At 42.4% G+C, this 18,096-nt stretch carries 19 protein-coding genes and 1 pseudogene; 8 read left to right on the forward strand and 12 right to left on the reverse strand.

Going from position 1 to position 18,096, the window contains the following annotated elements; all coding sequences use genetic code 11:
* Positions 1–15 precede the first annotated feature (15 nt).
* Positions 16–480, reverse strand: a complete 465-nt coding sequence (gene bfr, locus F890_RS01360) for a heteropolymeric bacterioferritin subunit Bfr (RefSeq protein WP_005265547.1) — start codon at positions 478–480, stop codon at positions 16–18.
* A 255-nt stretch (positions 481–735) separates the two neighbouring features.
* Between bfr and F890_RS01365 the strand changes: the two genes are divergently transcribed.
* Complete coding sequence (locus F890_RS01365; protein ID WP_005265548.1) at positions 736–1,797, forward strand: RNA-guided endonuclease InsQ/TnpB family protein; 1,062 nt, start codon at positions 736–738, stop codon at positions 1,795–1,797.
* 157 nt (positions 1,798–1,954) lie between these two features.
* Here the strand turns inward: F890_RS01365 and F890_RS01370 are convergent, their stop codons facing one another.
* The 5 genes from F890_RS01370 to gmk all read right to left on the reverse strand — a co-directional run bounded on the left by F890_RS01370 (position 1,955) and on the right by gmk (position 6,130).
* Complete coding sequence (locus F890_RS01370; RefSeq protein WP_005265549.1) at positions 1,955–2,149, reverse strand: bacterioferritin-associated ferredoxin; 195 nt, start codon at positions 2,147–2,149, stop codon at positions 1,955–1,957.
* A gap of 220 nt (positions 2,150–2,369) precedes the next feature.
* Positions 2,370–2,753: a RidA family protein gene (locus F890_RS01375; RefSeq protein WP_005265550.1), complete on the reverse strand. Its 384-nt coding sequence runs from the start codon at positions 2,751–2,753 to the stop codon at positions 2,370–2,372.
* A gap of 75 nt (positions 2,754–2,828) precedes the next feature.
* On the reverse strand, positions 2,829–4,934 hold the full coding sequence (locus F890_RS01380) for a RelA/SpoT family protein (protein ID WP_005265552.1): 2,106 nt from the start codon (positions 4,932–4,934) through the stop codon (positions 2,829–2,831).
* Positions 4,935–5,148: 214 nt separating this feature from the next.
* On the reverse strand, positions 5,149–5,430 hold the full coding sequence (gene rpoZ, locus F890_RS01385) for a DNA-directed RNA polymerase subunit omega (RefSeq protein WP_004281186.1): 282 nt from the start codon (positions 5,428–5,430) through the stop codon (positions 5,149–5,151).
* Positions 5,431–5,506: 76 nt separating this feature from the next.
* A complete protein-coding gene (gene gmk / locus F890_RS01390) occupies positions 5,507–6,130 on the reverse strand; it encodes a guanylate kinase (protein WP_004281187.1) in 624 nt (207 codons plus the stop codon).
* A 133-nt stretch (positions 6,131–6,263) separates the two neighbouring features.
* Here gmk and ispH point away from each other — a divergent pair, with 133 nt between their 5' ends.
* Together ispH and F890_RS01400 are read left to right on the forward strand one after the other, a co-directional pair.
* On the forward strand, positions 6,264–7,214 hold the full coding sequence (gene ispH / locus F890_RS01395; RefSeq protein ID WP_005265555.1) for a 4-hydroxy-3-methylbut-2-enyl diphosphate reductase: 951 nt from the start codon (positions 6,264–6,266) through the stop codon (positions 7,212–7,214).
* Positions 7,215–7,376: 162 nt separating this feature from the next.
* Complete coding sequence (locus F890_RS01400) at positions 7,377–7,778, forward strand: pilus assembly FimT family protein (protein WP_005265556.1); 402 nt, start codon at positions 7,377–7,379, stop codon at positions 7,776–7,778.
* 39 nt (positions 7,779–7,817) lie between these two features.
* Here F890_RS01400 and F890_RS17835 read toward each other — a convergent pair.
* Positions 7,818–8,949: pseudogene (locus F890_RS17835) on the reverse strand (IS3 family transposase).
* A gap of 285 nt (positions 8,950–9,234) precedes the next feature.
* On the opposite strand from F890_RS17835, the gene rpsP reads away from it, so the two are divergent.
* From rpsP to rplS, 4 genes are all read left to right on the forward strand, one after another.
* Positions 9,235–9,492 (forward strand): 30S ribosomal protein S16, encoded by a 258-nt coding sequence (rpsP, locus tag F890_RS01415; protein WP_004281198.1) that lies wholly within the window; start codon positions 9,235–9,237, stop codon positions 9,490–9,492.
* Positions 9,493–9,522: 30 nt separating this feature from the next.
* Complete coding sequence (gene rimM / locus F890_RS01420; RefSeq protein ID WP_005265559.1) at positions 9,523–10,071, forward strand: ribosome maturation factor RimM; 549 nt, start codon at positions 9,523–9,525, stop codon at positions 10,069–10,071.
* 28 nt (positions 10,072–10,099) lie between these two features.
* Entirely contained in the window at positions 10,100–10,834 is a 735-nt protein-coding gene (gene trmD, locus F890_RS01425) for a tRNA (guanosine(37)-N1)-methyltransferase TrmD (RefSeq protein ID WP_005265560.1), read from the forward strand.
* Positions 10,835–11,018: 184 nt separating this feature from the next.
* Positions 11,019–11,393, forward strand: coding sequence for a 50S ribosomal protein L19 (gene rplS / locus F890_RS01430; protein WP_004644987.1), 375 nt, complete (start codon positions 11,019–11,021; stop codon positions 11,391–11,393).
* 72 nt (positions 11,394–11,465) lie between these two features.
* Here the strand turns inward: rplS and F890_RS01435 are convergent, their stop codons facing one another.
* Both F890_RS01435 and F890_RS01440 read right to left on the reverse strand, forming a co-directional pair.
* Positions 11,466–12,446, reverse strand: a complete 981-nt coding sequence (locus F890_RS01435; RefSeq protein ID WP_005265562.1) for an esterase/lipase family protein — start codon at positions 12,444–12,446, stop codon at positions 11,466–11,468.
* A 69-nt stretch (positions 12,447–12,515) separates the two neighbouring features.
* The gene (locus F890_RS01440) at positions 12,516–13,484 is read right to left on the reverse strand and encodes an esterase/lipase family protein (RefSeq protein ID WP_004732400.1); all 969 of its coding nucleotides are present in this window, start codon (positions 13,482–13,484) and stop codon (positions 12,516–12,518) included.
* 196 nt (positions 13,485–13,680) lie between these two features.
* On the opposite strand from F890_RS01440, the gene F890_RS01445 reads away from it, so the two are divergent.
* Entirely contained in the window at positions 13,681–14,544 is an 864-nt protein-coding gene (locus tag F890_RS01445) for an IS982 family transposase (RefSeq protein WP_004729973.1), read from the forward strand.
* A gap of 59 nt (positions 14,545–14,603) precedes the next feature.
* On the opposite strand, the gene F890_RS01450 is transcribed toward F890_RS01445, so the two are convergent.
* From F890_RS01450 to F890_RS01460, 3 genes are all read right to left on the reverse strand, one after another.
* Positions 14,604–15,575, reverse strand: a complete 972-nt coding sequence (locus F890_RS01450) for an esterase/lipase family protein (protein WP_005265563.1) — start codon at positions 15,573–15,575, stop codon at positions 14,604–14,606.
* An 85-nt stretch (positions 15,576–15,660) separates the two neighbouring features.
* Positions 15,661–16,671, reverse strand: a complete 1,011-nt coding sequence (locus F890_RS01455) for an esterase/lipase family protein (protein ID WP_005265564.1) — start codon at positions 16,669–16,671, stop codon at positions 15,661–15,663.
* A 389-nt stretch (positions 16,672–17,060) separates the two neighbouring features.
* Positions 17,061–18,089, reverse strand: a complete 1,029-nt coding sequence (locus F890_RS01460; RefSeq protein WP_004732393.1) for a lipase secretion chaperone — start codon at positions 18,087–18,089, stop codon at positions 17,061–17,063.
* Positions 18,090–18,096 lie beyond the last annotated feature (7 nt).

Genomic DNA, 18,096 nt, shown 5'->3' on the forward strand with positions numbered 1-18,096 from the left:
GGCTTAATTTTAAGTTTAGAGCTGACTTTGAATATAGTTTTCAATGCCAATGCTTTCGATCAAATCAATTTGTGTTGTGGTCCAGTCCAGATAGTTTTCTTCTTTCTCTAGGATTTCCTGAACCAAATCACGCGTTACATAATCCATTTGGGTTTCAGCCAGCGCGACTGCTTTCTGGATGACTTCAATATTTTCTTTGACTTTACGCACGTCACAATGCAGCACTTCTTGAGTATGCTGACCGATATACAGCTTGCCCAGATTCTGTAAATTCGGCAGGCCTTCCAAAAATAAAATACGTTCAATAATTTTGTCGGCATGTTTCATCTGAACAATGGATTCTTTATATTCTGCCGAGCCCAGTTTCTCAATGCCCCAGTCATTAAACATGCGCGAATGCAGGAAATACTGGTTAATGGCAGTTAAGTGGTGATACAACACCTGATTGAGCTGATTAATCACATCACGATTGCCTTTCATCGCATAACTCCATTTGGACCTGTTTTATCTTTCTAAGAAAGCGCTCTAATCCTGATAGTAAAGCAAGTCAGGGGTAAATGGCGAGTAATTTATCAAATCAAACGTAAAACCTCGTTTTCAAGGCAGGGATATAAATGAGTGACCTAAGCCATACGACATAAAGTGACCTAAGCCATACGACATAAAATGTCGTTTCAAATTAACATTTTTAACTTTGGATATTCTATTGGTTATTTTCATTGATAAAATAATCGCATGAAAACACTTAAATTACGCATTAAAGATAAACATTCTAAGATATTAGAGCAATTAGCATCTGAAGTGAATTTCGTCTGGAATTATGTCAATGATTTAAGCTTTAAACACCTTAAAAGAAAAGGTGAATTTCTCAGTGCTTACGATATTGCTGAATATACGAAAGGTACATCTAGGCTTTGTGGGTTACATAGTCAAACCATTCAGGCTGTTACCGAAGAATTAGTCATACGCAGAAAGCAATTCAAGAAGACCAAACTAAAATGGCGGGTCAGTCATAAGAAATCAGCCAGAAGATCACTAGGTTGGATACCCTTTAAGAAAGTAGCAATCAAGTATGCTGATGGCCATATCCAGTATGGCAAGCATCAGTTTAAAATATGGGATAGCTATGGACTGTCAAATTACAGTATCAAGACTGGTTCGTTTGTCGAGGATGCGCGTGGCCGCTGGTATGTCTGCTTAGTTGTGAATAGCCCTGAAATTGAGAAATCGACTGCGACTAATTTGATTGGGATTGATCTGGGCTTAAAGGATATAGCCACTTGTTCGGATGGTACGATAATTTCAAATCCCAAGTTCTACCGTCAATATGAACAGAAATTAGGGATTGCTCAACGAGCTAAAAATAGAAAACGTGTCCGTGCATTACACGCCAAGATTGCAAACTGTCGTAAAGACCATTTGCACAAAGCAAGTACGATGCTTATAAAGAAAAATGCATTAATTGTTGTAGGCGATCTGAGTGCGAAAAAACTGGTGAAAACCAAGATGGCGAAGTCTGTTCTGGATACCGGATTTTCAGCATTCAAGACCATGCTCAAGTATAAATGCGAGAACGCAGGAGTATGGTTTGAAGAAGTTAGTGAAAGTTTCACAACCCAAATGTGTTCGTGCTGTGGTGAGGTCACTGCAAGCAGTCCGAAAGGTAGAGCAGATTTGCGAATAAGAGTATGGGAATGTGAAAACTGTTCAAGTGTTCTGGATCGGGACTTGAATAGTGCTAAGAACATACTTGCGCTTGGGCATAAGCGTCTCGCAGGAGGAATCAGCTCTATTTAGAGAGGTGAGGATGTCAAGGAACAGCAAATGAAAATCGACATCGAATCGATCCAGACTCAGATGAGTGGCAATAAAAACCCGCCAGAGTCAAAGGCGGGGGAGTAATGATTGAAGATCATTGTTTTTCATTATGCTTATAAGGAGAAATATTTTGAATTTATGCTGCAACGGCCAGTCGTGCTGCGATTTGTGAAACTTCATCACTGATGATCATACGAGCTTCTGGTACACAGCGGCCACAGCAAGTTCCCAAGTCCAACATATCGCGGACATCACGATAACTTTCAGCGCCATTTGCAATAGCATCTTTAATGTCTTGATCTGTAATGCCACGGCATAGACAAACGTACATAGGACACAACCACAGTGATTAAATAAGATAAGTAATATTATTGATAATTGTTATCGTTTGTCAATAAAAATCATTTGAAATAGCTTTTATCGTGATTGATGATTTAGATAAAAAACTACCATCTGAGCGGAAATCCAAGCACTGCTCGGATTTCCACACAAAAGCAATTCATGATTTAGAATGAGATATTGCAGGGTGGGGACTGAGTGATTTTTATAACTTATTGATTAATGATGACAATGCCATCCATTTCAACCCAAGCATCTTTAGGCAGGCTAGCCACACCTAAAGCGGCACGTGCTGGATAGGGCTGGGCAAAATACTCACCCATAATTTGATTGACCAGTTGAAAGTGAGATAAGTCGGTCAGAAAAATATTCAGTTTGGCGATATCTGCCAAAGAGCCACCAGCGGCTTCACAGACTGCTTTTAAGTTATCAAACACCCGGCGAATTTGAGCTTCAATGCCTTCAACCAGTTCCATACTATAAGGATCCAGACCAATTTGACCTGATAGATATAAGGTATCACCCACTAAAATGGCTTGCGAATAAGTACCAATCGCAGCAGGGGCATTTTCAGTATGGATTACTTGGCGGGACATTAATTTCTCCTTTTATCATCGACATACATCATATTCGATCAATTCGGCCGATCAAAGCACTATCGTTTTAAATGATCAACTTGCTTTAGAGGCTTCACTGAAAACGATGGGCTGAGCCAGGCGGATAATTCGTGGAAAGCCGAAATACATGCGTAAATCCCGGATAATCTGTGCAATCTGTTTACGGTTATGCACCACGATATTGACATAAGTTTTGTCATCCTGAGTACGTACCATTTCCACCCCGGAATGCGCTTTACGGCATTGGTAAATCAGGTCTGAAATCTGCTCGTCATTCATGTCCAAGTCAATACTGAGATAGGCAGTAAAGCTGATATCTTCGAGGTCATCAGAGGTCCACTGTAACAACATGATATTTTCTGGATGCTGATGCTGTTCATGCAGCAGGTTGTGGCAGCGCGCACGATGCACAATCAAACCGCGACGGGTCAAATGACCCTGAATCGGATCACCCAGCACAGGATTGCAGCAATGTGCATATTTGACATCGACACCTTCCGTTCCCTGAATCAGACGGTCTGAGCTGGCAATATTCTGATGATGATCTTGGGCAAATAAATGGTTGGCCACCAGTTGCGGTAATAAATCACCGACTGCAATCTGTTCAAACAGCTGTTCCTTGCTGGAAACATGGCGCCATTCCAAAAGGTTTTTCCAGTCTGCTTCCGTCATATCGCGAATAGAACGATGGAAGAGTTTCAAGGCACGATTGAGAGCCTGTTGTCCGACCAAACGTTGCTCATCTGGATCTTGATCGCGCAGAATATTCTGAATAGCACGACGAGCTTTCTGGGTATTAATAAAACTGAGCCAATCTGGGTTCGGCGTCGCAAGGACATCAGTAATGATTTCGACTACCTGACCACTGACTAAAGGAGTCGACAGTGGTTTGGTTTCATTATTAATTTTTGCACCCACCGCATGGTTGCCCAGGAATAAACTCGCCGCATAAGCAAAGTCGACCGCCGTGGCACCTTGCGGTAATTCATGTAAATGGCCGTGTGGGGTATAGACCCAGATTTTTTCCTGATGTAAATAGTCCAGTAATTCACTGAAAGTGGTTTTGGCACATTCGCCATCGACTAGGACATTCAGGTTTTGCATTGAAGCCTGAATTGCTGAGCGGCAGGCTTGCGGCGCACTTTCACCGAGTACAACACCAAAACGTGCTGCTTTACGCATCAGTTCGGTTTGAATGGTCAAAGACAAAGTGGTCTTTTCGCCTTTCAGTCGCATCATCAGGGACTGGTTGCCACCCGGTAATGGACGACGGATATGGTCTTCATAGCTTTGAATCTTAAAGCTATGGGTCAGAATCTCTGCCAGTCGGTCACAATCGGCAATGCTCTGTAAAATAATTTCAAAAGCATGGCTGTGAGTTAATTCTTGTAGATCGATGTCATTTTTAACGAAGTGGCGCAGTAGCTCAATATTGTTGTTTTTCTTCTTAATCCGGCCTTGAATGGCATTCTGTTGCAGCAGTTCGGTCAGGTTCTTTTCCCACTTGGCCTGATATTCACAGCGTTTTGGCTTGGTTTCCAGTAGGGCGGCCTGCACATTGTTATACATGTCCAGATCTAGATTCTGATAACAAAGATGTTCCAGATTATCCGCCATTTCATTCATGCCGACAATACGTGCCATTGGAACAAAAATTTCAAAAGTTTCGCGGGCAATACGTGCCCGTTTGTCTGGACGTAGTGCATCCAAAGTGGTCATATTGTGATAACGGTCGGCCAGTTTCACAATAATGACACGTGGATCCTGTAAGGTGGCTTGCAGAATTTTTCGGAAAGAAGCCGCTTTATTATATTCTTTATCGCTAGAATGACTTAGTTTGGTGACACCATCGACCAGTTCAGCGACGGTAAAACCAAAAATCTTGCTAATATCATTTTTGTTAAATTCGGTATCTTCAATCACATCATGCAGCAGGGCAGCCATTAAAGTTTCAGTGTCCAAACGCATATGCGCCAAGATACAGCTGACCGCAATCGGATGTAGAATATAAGGTTCACCACTTTTGCGCACAATCCCATCATGCGCCATATCTGCATAATCACAGGCCGCAAGCACACGTTCGACATCGCTTTCACTTAAATACGCATCGATAATGAGCTCTAACTGCTGCTTGGCTTGACTGACCTGTGGGCCTGGCATAAAACACCTTTTCAACTGAATTTTTTACAAATAAAACCTGAAAGCGCTTTAGAAATGTGAATTTCCTGGTTTGATGGTTTTTGGCTGCTAGCGAGCAGAAAACCAATACAAACTTGATAGCTAACCCTTATGTTATAACCGTTCTGGCATAAATATAAAAGTCACATAACAAAAAAAGCCTAGTTTAGAACTAGGCTTTTTGAGTGACGATCTCTTACTGGAAAGAAAAACCGTCTAAGTTTAGATTATTTGCAGAAAGTGCAAGATCCAGACTTGATGTTTGATAGTCTTGATCACGTTGTTTCAAAATGTCTTTTGATACATGACCTGAAGCGATTTCACGTAAAGCAACAACAGTCGGTTTGTCATTGTCCCATTCTACAGTTGGTTCAATACCTTGACGTGCCAATTGACGCGCGCGCTTGCTTGCCACTAGTACAAGCTCAAAGCGGTTGTCTACATGGTCTAAACAATCTTCAACGGTGACGCGTGCCATAAGAATTCTCGTTTGAATAATAAATTTTAACAGACTGCTCAGTATAAAAGGCTTTGTCTATAGACTCAAGTTTTAATCACTGTTCAGTCGGTGTAATCAGTTTTTGAATCAGTTTTTCATGACGGTTGGCTTGCTGGCTAAGTACCAGACGATTGGCAATAATCACCGCTTCCAAGTCATGCAGCGCCTTATTAAAGTCGTCATTAATAATGATATAGTCAAAGTTGCTATATTGTTGCATATCTTCTACCGCGCAGCTCAGACGGTGTTCAATCACATCCACAGCATCAGTACCACGGTTAGACAGGCGTTCACGTAGATCAAACTGGCTTGGTGGCAAGATAAAAATTTGTTTAGATTCAGGAAAAAGTCGACGAACCTGCTGTGCACCTTGCCAGTCAATTTCCAGTAGCACATCATGACCTTTAGCCAGTTGCTCTTTGACTGTGGCTTGTGCGGTCCCGTAGTAATTACCAAATACTTCGGCGTATTCGATAAAACCACCTTCATTGACCAGATTTAAAAAATCTTCTTTATTAGAGAAATGGTAGTGCACGCCATCGAGTTCGCCAGGTCGTTGACCGCGTGTAGTGTGTGACACAGAAACGTGAAGATTGTTGACACGCTCAAGTAGGGCTTTAACAAGGGATGTTTTGCCTGTTCCAGACGCTGCAGAAACGACAAACAAGAGACCCGACATGATATTTTTCCTGATATGATAAAATATCTTCTCTATTTTAGAGTAGAGCGGCTTTAAACTAAATAGTTGTCAGTCGATTGTTTACATTTATTTCAATTGAACCGCTAAAAATGGTATGAGTATTGAGGATTCTATGGAAATTGTTTTAGCCAACCCACGTGGTTTTTGTGCTGGTGTAGATCGTGCCATTGCGATCGTGAACCGTGCCCTAGAATGCTTTAACCCCCCAATTTATGTGCGGCATGAAGTGGTGCATAACAAATTTGTGGTCGATGACTTACGTCAGCGTGGTGCAATTTTTGTCGATGAACTCGACGAAGTTCCTGACGATAATATCGTGATTTTTAGCGCGCATGGTGTTTCCAAGGCGGTACAACAAGAAGCTGAACGTCGTGGTTTAAAGGTTTTTGATGCGACTTGTCCATTGGTGACTAAGGTGCACATTGAGGTGACTAAATATGCTCGTGAAGGTGTAGAAGCGATCCTGATTGGTCATGAAGGCCATCCGGAAGTTGAAGGCACCATGGGGCAATATGACAAAAAAAATGGTGGTGAGATTTATCTGGTTGAAGATGAAGAAGATGTCGCCGCTTTAACGGTACGCAATCCTGAAAAAGTCGCTTTTGTCACGCAAACCACTTTATCTATTGACGATACGGCGAAAGTGATTGATGCCTTACGTCAAAAATTCCCAATGATCCAAGGTCCGCGTAAAGATGATATTTGCTATGCTACGCAAAACCGTCAGGATGCAGTACGGGATCTGGCTGAACGTTGTGATGTAGTCTTAGTTGTGGGTTCACCAAATTCATCTAACTCAAACCGTTTGCGTGAACTGGCGGAACGTATGGGGAAGGCGGCTTATCTGGTTGATAATGCCGATGAGCTCAAGCAGGAATGGTTTGCAGAAAATGCCCAGATTGGGGTAACAGCAGGCGCATCTGCACCTGAAATCCTGATTAAACAAGTTATTCAGCGTTTACAGGATTGGGGTGCACAAGCACCGCACGAATTAGATGGAAGAGAAGAGAATATTACTTTTAGCTTACCGAAAGAATTGCGTATTCCAGTCACTCAAGCTTAAGATGTGACGCACTTATCACCTGATTTATAATTTTTTTAAAACAGATAACTGCTTTTTGCGGTTATCTGTTTTTTTATGCCCTTTATCTGCTCTGTGTAGGTTTTGTAAAATTTATAGATATTATTTTTAATAGGGGGAAAGTTTTGGAGCTGGGGGGAGAGTGTGCAAAAGAATAAAGGTTTTACGTTAATTGAGCTGATGGTCACTATTGCGGTATTGGTGATTGTTGCCATGATGGCAGCGCCCAATATGATGCAATTGGTATATAAGAAACAATTAGAGACAGAGGCAAGAGATTTGGCGATGACATTGTCAAATGTTCGAGGAACAGCCGTTTCACTTCGCAAAGATATTTCTTTAGAATTTAAGAATCAAGAAAATACTGGTGATAAGTTCTATTGGGATACGACAAGGTCAACTGTACATGTGCTTGCTAAAGGATTGCCAGAAGGGATTACTTTTACACCAACAGGTTTGGCGAAAAAACGCACAACAGCAATTCGTAAATTAGTTAATAACCCAGGGTATAAAGCGGATTTGCCAGAGATGGTCCCATTTGTTTGAACAACTAAAAGCTTATTTATAAGTGATATTCTGCTCTAGTTAAGCTACCTTATTTTGTTGTGGTAGCTGGTCATAGTAAAACTCATCTGGAGTCATTTTGTCCAGACTCGAATGAGGTCGTTTCAAATTATAAAATTCAAAATATGCATTTAATTGCTTTTTCGCATCAAAAACATTGCTGTAGGCTTTGAGATAAACCTCCTCCTATTTAACGATCCGCCATAATCGTTCAATCATCACATTATCAACCCAACGACCTTTACCATCCATGCTGATTTGGATGTCATTTGATTTTAACACTTCAATAAATGCATCACTGGTAAATTGACTGCCTTGGTCTGTGTTAAAGATTTCAGGTCGGCCATATTTTTCAATAGCTTCATTTAATGTTTCTATACAAAATGCAACCTCCATACTAATCGATACGCTATGGGCAAGCACCTTACGGCTGTGCCAATCAATCACAGCACATAAGTAGACAAAGCCTTTTGCCATAGGGATATACGTTATATCCGTTGCCCACACTTGATTACTCCGTTGAATATTCAATCCTTTGAGCAGATATGGATATTTACGATGAGCTTGATTGGCCTGACTTAGATTTGGTTTACGATATAACGCATTAATGCCCATTTTCTTCATTAAAGTACGTGTATGACGTCGTCCTATATGATGTCCTTGACGGTTCAATAAATCACGCATCATACGGCTACCTGCGAAAGGGTATTGCATATGTAATTCATCAATACAGCGCATCAGCTTCAGATCTGATGCACTCACAGGTTTTGGGCGATAGTAATAACAACCACGAGAGACTTTCAGTAGCTTAGCTTGCTTAGATACTGAAATCTGAAGTGAGTCGTCGATTAACTTTTGTGGTTGAAGCGGCCCAGTTTCTTCAACACACCTTCTAAAAAATCAATTTCTAATGCCTGCTCACCGATTTTTGCATGTAGTTTTTTAGATCAATGGGCGGTTCTGCTGGAGCTTTTGATTGATCGAAGGCTTGCGAGGAAGCTGAAAGCAATTGATTTTTCCAGTCGATAATTTGGTTTTGATGAACATCAAATTCAGCACTCAATTCAGCAAGTGTTTTTTCTGCTTTAATCGCAGCAAGTGCTACCTTAGCTTTAAAGTCATTTGAATGATTTCTTCTTGGTCTACGTGCCATAAAATACTCCATATATCGATGTTTATAACATCATTTGGGGAGCAAAATATCACTTATAGGAGTTGTTCAAATTTACGGAGCCATCTCTTTAAAGGTAAGGATTCACCTGTAACAACAGATACTTGTTCCGCTTGGTCTGATAAATAAATTCTAACTGTTGATAACCTAAAATTTGATCTTTCATTCAGGGCAAACTTCGCGTAAAATATTGCCCTCTATGAAAGGGGTTTGAAGTGTTCCGGTGGTCGGCACATGAATAATCCGTAAAAACTATAAGGTTCTATCATGGTTGTTATTCGTCTTGCACGCGGTGGTGCTAAAAAACGTCCGTTCTATCAAATCATTGTGACTGATAGCCGTAATGCACGTGATGGTCGTTTCATCGAACGTATCGGTTTTTTCAACCCTACAGCTCAAGGTAAAGCAGAAAAACTTCGTTTAGATGCTGACCGTTTTGCTCACTGGGTTTCACAAGGTGCTCAACCTTCTGATCGTGTTGCTTCTTTAGCTGCTCAAGCTAAGAAAGCTGCAGTTGCTGCATAATTTTTATATAAATTAGGTAGTAGCTTGCCCATGACACCAACACAGAATGTTCCCGAAGATCGTATTCAGATTGGACAGTTGCGTTCAGCATATGGATTAAATGGGTGGCTCTGGGTCTATTCCAATACAGAACCTATGAGCAACATATTTGACTATCTGCCTTGGTACATTGAGACCAAAGCAGGTTGGCAAACTGTCGATGTAAAACGTTGGAAACCACATGGTAAAGGCCTGGTTGTTTCGCTAAAAGGTGTGAGTGATCGCACTGGTGCAGACGAACTGGTTGGCTCCAATGTCTGGATCTCTAAATCGCAACTGCCTCAAGCAGGCGTAGATGAGTATTATTGGTCTGATTTAAAAGGTCTAACGGTGTTAGGTCTGGACGATGAAGAACAAGAAGTCAATCTGGGTCAAATTTTTGAGCTGTTTGAAACAGGCGCTAACGATGTGATGGTGGTTCGCGCAACTGCCGACAGCATCGATGGCGAAGAGCGAATGATCCCATGGCATAAAGATGTGGTGCAACGCGTTGATCTTGAAGCTGGTCGTATCTACGTCAATTGGGGCGTAGACTACTAAGAATTTTTCGGAAATACGGGAGTCTGCGATGTTTTTTGCAGTCATTACGCTTTTTCCTGAAATGTTTGAAGCGATTACAGCCTATGGGATTAGCGGGCGCGCAGCAAAACGTGAGTTGATGCAAATTCATTGCATCAATCCTCGCGATTATGCGACGGGTAACTATAAACGGGTGGATGAACGTCCATTCGGTGGTGGTCCGGGCATGGTGATGATGGCTGAGCCTCTGGCAAAAGCAATCCAGCATGCCAAAGAGCTTGCAACGCAAGCGGGTGCAGTTCAGGTTCCTGTGGTGTATATGTCACCGCAAGGAAAGACCTTAAACGAAACTGCGGTACAGGAATTTGTTAAATACGACGGAATCATTGTACTGTGCGGACGTTATGAAGGGGTCGATGAACGTTTGATCCAGCAATATGTTGATCAGGAATGGTCAATTGGAGATTACGTCTTGTCGGGTGGTGAACTTCCTGCGATGGTTTTATTGGACAGTATTATCCGGAGGCTTCCGGGTGCGATGTCTGATGAACAATCACACGTGCAAGACTCATTTGTGGATGGTCTATTGGACTGCCCACAATATACCAAGCCAGATCATTTTGAAGGATTGGATGTACCTGAGATATTAAAATCAGGTCATCATGCAAATATTGAAAAATGGCGGTTTTTGCAGCGATATCAGCGTACACTTGAACGCCGCCCAGAGTTGGTGGAAAAAGTCGAGCTGACCAAGCAGCAGAAAAAATGGCTAAAAGATTTGTAAGATATTGATGAGTGATCATTTCTGTCTTCAAGCAAGTACTTAAAATGATTTAAGTATTCTTTAATAGGCTCTTATGGTTGAGATGGTCAACTATAAAGGGAAAGATAATCGGGTGTATGCGCTTTAGCCTCTATACCCAGCGATGATCAGACCTCTTCTGACTCGCACATATTGGAGATACCCTATGAGCGGTAAGCATCCTTTAGTTCAAGTAATTGAAAACGCACAATTGAAACAAGACATCCCTGCTTTTGCACCAGGTGATACAGTTATTGTTTCTGTAAAAGTTAAAGAGGGCGACCGTGAGCGTCTTCAGGCTTTTGAAGGTGTTGTAATTGCTAAGAAAAACCGTGGTTTGAACTCTGCGTTCACAGTACGTAAAATTTCTAGCGGTGTTGGTGTTGAGCGTGTATTCCAAACTCACTCTCCAATCGTTGCTAAAGTTGAAGTGAAACGTCGTGGTGATGTTCGTCGCGCTAAACTTTACTACCTACGCGAATTATCTGGTAAAGCTGCACGTATCCGTGAAAAATTACCAGCTCGTAAAGTTAAAGCTTAATTTTAAGTTTTATACGAGTGAAAAAAATGCGCCTTTGGGCGCATTTTTTATGCCTGGCTATTTTTATAAGAATCATAAACCTTGCAGTTTTAAGCGGTTGGCATGCTGACGATAGGCAGCAACTGGATCAGGCGCAAAGGTACCTTTAATGCCAAACAACAAGTTGATTTCATCCAGATGATTCCATGGATAATCATCACGAATCGTTTTACCAAATTTGGCACTACACACCGACACGATTCCATCATTCGCGCCAGCCTTACTCGCAGAAAGTAGATCCAAGGCTTTCATGGCTGCATCACTGACATCTAGGGGATTGGTGACAGGTTGATTGCCCATCATTGAATACAGTGCAATCCCTTGGTCTTTATATTTGCCCTCACCGCATGGACTCAGCGAAAGCCCGAGTTTAAAACGCTGGTTAAATTCGGCTGTCCCTTCAATCGACGTGCTGTGTCCTGCTGCCAGAGCATTATGTGGGAAAGCTTGGCCATCTAAGCCTTGTGCCCACATGATGACGTTACCAAAACTGCTGATCAGGGTATTGAGCAATTCAGATGTTCCGGTCTGATTGGCAAGTCGCATAACATCAGAGGCGACAATCGTCCCTTGGTTGGCGCCGCCCACAGTCATCACTGAGGCTACATGTTGCGGCATCACCCCGGCTGCATAACGCACGCTATGTGCACCATGACTATGACCAATTAAATTCAATTTTTTTGCGCCGGTGATCGCCATGACTTCTTTCAGTTGCTCCACATATTGTTCACTTCTGATTTCGCTAGAATTGAAAGGTGAGATGCGGGTGGTAAAGGCAGTTGAACCATTACGGGCTAAATCAGGCAGAATTTGATACCAATAGTCCATGCCTAAGGCATCAAAACCAATGCGATTAAAGCCGACCATGCCATGTGCAAATACAATCGGGTATTGTGTTTTGGCATAATTGGACACAACAAATCTGGATTCTGCTTGCTGCAAATTGGAAGCCTGTACATATTGGCCCGTAAATAATACGCAGCATAAGATTATAAAATGCGTTCTAATTGTCATAAAGTTCCATTTTGGCGGTTTAAAAATTAAAAAATCCCTGCACATTGTGATGACAGGGATGAGATTGAATTACAGGCCTTGCAATTTGAGCCGGTTGGCATGCTGGCGATAAACATCGACTGGGTCTGGAGCAAAGATATTTTTTAACCCGAGGAATTGGTTCACTTCATCCAGATGGTTCCAGTTGTAGTTATCCCGAATTGTTTTACCGAATTTGGCACTACAGCGGGAGACCAGACCATCATTTTCCTTGCCACCATCAATGAGTAAAGCTGTAACTTTCAATGCTGAATCAGGATCGAGCGGGTTGGTGACTTGACCTACACCAGTGAATGAATAATGACGAATATCACCTTCTTTTTCCTTACCTTCACCGCAGGCGGTGGTTGGCATACCGAGCGGATATTTCTGGTTGAATTGAGCGGATCCTGCCAAGGTCAGGCTGCGACCACCGGCTAGAGAATCATGCGGGAAACTGTTCGGATCCAGCCCTTGTGCCCAGGTGATGGCCTTGGACACCAGGTTGATGCCACCGACTAAAGGCCCTTGTATCGGTGTGCCTTCTGCCTGAAGGATCAGGTCTGCCACCGGAGAGCCTTTATGCGGAGCACCGACTGAAGTCAGGGAAGCAACCAGGTCAGGTCTCGCACCTGCGACATAACGAATGGTCGGGCCACCATGCGAATGACCAATCAGATTGACTTTAGATGTGCCGGTAATCGCCAGAATTTCATTGACTTGCTCTAAAAGCTGTTCACCCCGAATTTCCGATGAGTTAAAAGGTGAGACACGTGTTGCCCAGACATTGCCGCCATTACGTGCCAGATCCGGTAAAATCTGATACCAGTAATCCAGTCCAAACTGGTCGGTACCGACCCGGATGAAACCCGCCATACCATGTGCGAACACAATCGGATATTGGGTCTTAGCATATTGTGAACTGGCTTTTGCTGTGATCTGACTGGCTTGGGTGGATGCCTGGGTGCTGAGGCATGTACCCGCCAGCAGTAGGCCGGTGATGAATACTCCGAATTTCATTATATTTTCCTCACTTTTGTTGTTTTAACAGGATGATCCTCATCCGGTTGCCTAAAGTTCCGCTCTGTAGCAGGGACTCAGTTTCCTAAGTTTTTTTAATTAACCTGAGTTCGACATAAAAAATAAATAAAAAAAAGCCTTAGCATCTGTAATATCTTGGTTACGAAGACAAAACATTTCAGAGCAAGGCTTTTTCATGGACTATATTACCGAATTATTTTGTATCTTGGATGATTTCTGCAAAAAGTTTAATGAATCTTTAGAGAAAGCTCTAATTTCTGATCAAAAAACAACAATGAAAAAGTCAGCTTTAAGCTTGTCTGAAGTCATGACCATTGTCATTTTATTTCATAAATCCGGGTTTAGATTTTTCAAATATTTTTATTGTCATATGATCATCCCATTTTGGAAATCAGCTTTTCCCAAGCTTCTTAGTTACAATCGTTTTATTGAAATTATGCCGCGTTGTTTGCAAGCTTTGAGTAGTTTCTTCCATCAAGTTAAAGGAGAAGATACCGGAATTTGTATTATTGATTCGACTAAATTGGTCGTTTGCCATAATCTTAGAATTAAAAGACATCGTGTATTTAAAGGCTTAGCTGGTCGTGGTAAAAGTAGCACAGGTTGGTTTTATGGATTTAAAGTCCATATTGTTATCAACAACTTGGGTGAAATTATTAATCTCAAGATTACATCGGGAAGTGTTCATGATGTTGCTGTACTTGAATCTTTAACCCAAGAGTTAAAAGGTATTTTACTGGGCGATAAAGGCTATCTGAGTAAAGCAAAAACTGAAGCTTTAGCAGCAAGGGGGCTCAGACTATTAACCCCGTCACGCAAGAATATGAAAAATAAACCCATCCAAACTGAAGAAGAAAAACAATTGCTTTGCAGAAGAGGATTGATCGAAACAGTGAATGATCAGTTAAAAAACTTACATCAAATTGACCATTCACGTCATCGTTCGGTGAATAACTTTATGGTGAATATTATGGCTGCTATAGTGGCTTATTGCTTAAATCCAAATAAGCCAACTTTCCAAAACTTGCTAAAAAGCTAAAATATTTCATCGAACTCAGGTTAATTAATAAAGATGATCTATTTATAAAGATGAGCGATTTATAAGCCTTGTAGTTTGAGCCGGTTGGCATGTTGGCGATAGAGTGCGATCGGATCCTGCGCGAAACGGCCCAAAATACCAAAAAACTGGTTTACTTCATCAAAATGATTGTGGGCATAATCCTGACGAATGATTTGGCCATAACGTCCGCTACACAGCGGCAGAGCACCATCATTGGCTTCTCCTTTCAAGAAACTGCCACCTAAAGTCACGACTGTAGATTCAATCGCATCCAGCGGATTGGTTGTCTGCCGGTTGCCCATCCAGGAATAGTGGTAAATTCCATTTGGCGTGAGTTTACTGCCCTGAGACTGACAGTTTTTGGGAATAGCAGAGGAGCCATATTTCATATTGAAAGCCTGAATCGCCTCTGAGTTCATGGCTTGCAGTGCCTCGATCATACTGACCGGATACTGGTTGCCTGTAACCAGATTCATGCTGTGGCCCAGAATCGTACCGATGGCATGAATAAAAGGTTCAAGCAGGGGTGTCTTGCTGGCATTGACAAAAACTGGTGTGCCTTGCATGGCGCCCGCAATGGCGGTTAAAGAGGCAGCTTTATACGGTGCAACGCCCTCGATATATTGAATCGTTGGGCCACCTTGGCTATGCCCAATCAGATTGACTTTCTTATGGCCTGTCAGTGCCAGTACTTCATCAATTTGCATCAAGAGCTGTTCGCCACGCAGTTCATTGGATGCGACGGCAGACAATTCGGCAGAAAATACCCGTGCACCATGCCGACTCAGGTCTTGGGGAATCTGATACCAGTAATCCAAACCGATGCGATCCGTTCCAATCCGGTTAAAACCCAGGCCAAAACCATGGACAAAGACCATCGGATATTTTGTCTTGGCATAACTTGAGAGGACAAAATTGCTTTTATATTGCTGTAATGCCGAGGCTTGCACAGGGCCAGTCCATATGGAAACCAGCAGTAAAAGGTTCAAGTGATACATCATTTTTTTCATTGCAGCTTCCCGATCACGGATAGGTCAAATAAAAAAGAAGCAGAAAAAAAGCCTATATTTCAGCTGAAATATAGGCACTCTGGGGTTATAAACCTTCTAATTTTAGTCGGTTGGCATGCTGGCGGTAGAGGGCGACCGGATCTGGTGCAAACACGCCTTTCAGACCAAACATCATATTGGCGAGGTCCGTATGATTGAGTTTGTACTGGTCATGAATGACCTTGCCCATGAAAGCGCTACAACGTGACACCATGCCATCATTGTCTTTACTGCCATAAGATAAAGGGCCGAGCTGCATCAGGACCGTATCAATATCCAGAGCATTGGTGGCTTGGGCCACACCCGTCCATGAATAATAATGAATACCTTTACTGTCTTTCTGCTTTAAATTTTTATTACAGTTTTCTGTGGACGCCAATACACCATCTTTGATGACCTGCTGCGCCACTGTAGCATTAAAAGTATTTGAGCCGGTCTGGGTCAGGGATTTCATGGAAGCATCAAAATCAATTTCCAGTTCAGGTTTAAACTGGCCCAGTGCAATCAATGGACCAATAATATAATCACCTAAAATGTTAAAGGCAGTACGGGTCAGGCGATTATTTTGAATATCATCTGCCACTTTGGAGCCATGGTAGGTTCCTGCAACGCCAGTGATAGACGAAATATACTGCGGCTGGGTCGCTGCGACATACAGTACTGTCGGTCCGCCATGAGAGTGACCAATCAAATTCAGTTTTTGCTTGCCGGTAATTGCCAGAACCTCTTCAACCTGTTGAACCAGTTGTTCACCGCGATGCGCCGTTGTATTTGCCGGAGACAATTGTGCCGCAAAGACGGTAGAGCCATTACGTGCCATATCTGGCAGAATCTGATACCAGTAATCCAGCCCGATACTATCAGTGCCAATGCGTGACCAGCCTAGCCAGCCATGCACCATCAAGATCGGATATTTGGTCTTGGCATAGTCAGACCGGGTCTTTTCGATGACTTGTGTTGCACTCGCCGCAGCCTGAGTATGTGCAGAAAAACTGAATCCCAGAGTTGTCGCTAAAGCCACAGTCAGTAACTGGGCTATCTTGCTGAAAGTATGCATAGCTGTCCCTTTTTAATTTTATCGTTATTCAAGCAATCATTGCTTTTTGTAGAGTGTTGCAAACCACAAAATCAGACGATGAAAATACAGGTCCGGCTTTCAGTGGCTAAGCAAATTTTCTTTTTAAAAGGGGTATTTTTTCATTTCAAAGCGTTTAAACCATGTCATTTGGGGACATGCAGGACGGGAGGGGTTTACATTGTAAATATATGTTTTATCTACACATGTATTTAAATAAAAAGTCTTTGAAATAATTAAAATTTGTCTAAGTTATTTTGTGTAAATACGAAATATTTTGAAACAACTATAAAAGATCATTTTGAGAAAAAATATAAAGTTAGCAAAAGGGCATTTATAAAAAAGCCATCAACAGGTGATGGCTTTTGGGCTTAGTCAGCAAAGGGCAGCTTGGCTCCCTGATCATGAACCTGTTCAAAGGTTTCTACCCGGAGTTGTTCTTGCGGTGTATTAAAATGTTTACTGCGAAGCTGGGCAATGGCTTGCTGTTTGGCGGTATCTGACATGCCGGACTGGGTAATCTGATCCCGTTCATCTAAATAGCCCGTCACCCGGTTTTTCCAGTCGCTGCGTTGTACATCCAGTTGTTCCAGACGCTGTGTGGCTTCAGGGCCGACTAGATTAATCCGCATCTGCCGGATTTCATCGCTGGAACCGCCACGAGCCTTAATATTAGCGGTTAGTTTGCGCAGATCTTCCAGTTTATTCAGTTGTTCCAGATTTTCCTGCCAGTCCTGTGGGAGCTGTTGAAACAGTGCTTTGAGCTTTTGGGCTTTTTCAGTCTCAGTCAAGCTTTTGTCTGCCAATACGCTCATCCGGTCCAGGGTATATTCATGATAGGCATCTTCTGTGCCAAACAAGCCTTCAATTTCATACTTGGAAAAGTACTGCTGGCGCAAATACTGGGTACTGTTATAGATGCTACGATAATAGGCAGGATATTCCTGATTCAGCCCAGTCGGTGCAGTGAGCTGGCCCAAACCCTGACGATACTGGATATAACGATCCCATAAATCCAGAATTTGCGAGAGTGCTGGTTCTTTATGATTCTGGCGAATATAGGCTTTAAAATCCTGCTGGATCTGCTGCAGATTTTTTTCGCCAAACTGAGTAATAAAATATTCAAAACAGTTGCGGGTCTGTTCATTCACGATCAGACGGTTGCTGGCATCTAACTGCATCTGACAATTAATTTCGGTATCTTGCTGGCTGGCACTGGGGAAGGCTGCATTGGCAGGGCCATTGACCAAGAGTGCGGTTTGCTCTGCCTGAGTTTCAGTAAAAGGTGTTTTTGTCCCGGTATCCGCCTGGTTATTTTCTTTTGGAGACAGCCATAAGATCAGCGTGAGAATGCACAGCACCAGCAACGCCAGAATGATCCATATTTTATATTTCTGCATATCCTAT

Origin of the sequence: Acinetobacter sp. CIP 64.7 (genome assembly GCF_000369745.1) — a bacterium.
Lineage (GTDB): Bacteria > Pseudomonadota > Gammaproteobacteria > Pseudomonadales > Moraxellaceae > Acinetobacter > Acinetobacter fasciculus.

Bases quoted from the DNA above. Each gene is read 5' to 3' on its own strand.
- trmD (WP_005265560.1), top strand. From the start codon at position 10,100: ATGTTTTTTGCAGTCATTACGCTTTTTCCTGAAATGTTTGAAGCGATT.
- F890_RS01455 (WP_005265564.1), bottom strand. From the start codon at position 16,671: ATGCATACTTTCAGCAAGATAGCCCAGTTACTGACTGTGGCTTTAGCG.
- ispH (WP_005265555.1), top strand. From the start codon at position 6,264: ATGGAAATTGTTTTAGCCAACCCACGTGGTTTTTGTGCTGGTGTAGAT.
- gmk (WP_004281187.1), bottom strand. From the start codon at position 6,130: ATGTCGGGTCTCTTGTTTGTCGTTTCTGCAGCGTCTGGAACAGGCAAA.
- F890_RS01380 (WP_005265552.1), bottom strand. From the start codon at position 4,934: ATGCCAGGCCCACAGGTCAGTCAAGCCAAGCAGCAGTTAGAGCTCATT.
- F890_RS01445 (WP_004729973.1), top strand. From the start codon at position 13,681: ATGGACTATATTACCGAATTATTTTGTATCTTGGATGATTTCTGCAAA.
- F890_RS01370 (WP_005265549.1), bottom strand. From the start codon at position 2,149: ATGTACGTTTGTCTATGCCGTGGCATTACAGATCAAGACATTAAAGAT.
- F890_RS01375 (WP_005265550.1), bottom strand. From the start codon at position 2,753: ATGTCCCGCCAAGTAATCCATACTGAAAATGCCCCTGCTGCGATTGGT.
- rpsP (WP_004281198.1), top strand. From the start codon at position 9,235: ATGGTTGTTATTCGTCTTGCACGCGGTGGTGCTAAAAAACGTCCGTTC.
- rplS (WP_004644987.1), top strand. From the start codon at position 11,019: ATGAGCGGTAAGCATCCTTTAGTTCAAGTAATTGAAAACGCACAATTG.
- rpoZ (WP_004281186.1), bottom strand. From the start codon at position 5,430: ATGGCACGCGTCACCGTTGAAGATTGTTTAGACCATGTAGACAACCGC.
- F890_RS01440 (WP_004732400.1), bottom strand. From the start codon at position 13,484: ATGAAATTCGGAGTATTCATCACCGGCCTACTGCTGGCGGGTACATGC.
- rimM (WP_005265559.1), top strand. From the start codon at position 9,523: ATGACACCAACACAGAATGTTCCCGAAGATCGTATTCAGATTGGACAG.
- bfr (WP_005265547.1), bottom strand. From the start codon at position 480: ATGAAAGGCAATCGTGATGTGATTAATCAGCTCAATCAGGTGTTGTAT.
- F890_RS01450 (WP_005265563.1), bottom strand. From the start codon at position 15,575: ATGAAAAAAATGATGTATCACTTGAACCTTTTACTGCTGGTTTCCATA.
- F890_RS01435 (WP_005265562.1), bottom strand. From the start codon at position 12,446: ATGACAATTAGAACGCATTTTATAATCTTATGCTGCGTATTATTTACG.
- F890_RS01365 (WP_005265548.1), top strand. From the start codon at position 736: ATGAAAACACTTAAATTACGCATTAAAGATAAACATTCTAAGATATTA.
- F890_RS01460 (WP_004732393.1), bottom strand. From the start codon at position 18,089: ATGCAGAAATATAAAATATGGATCATTCTGGCGTTGCTGGTGCTGTGC.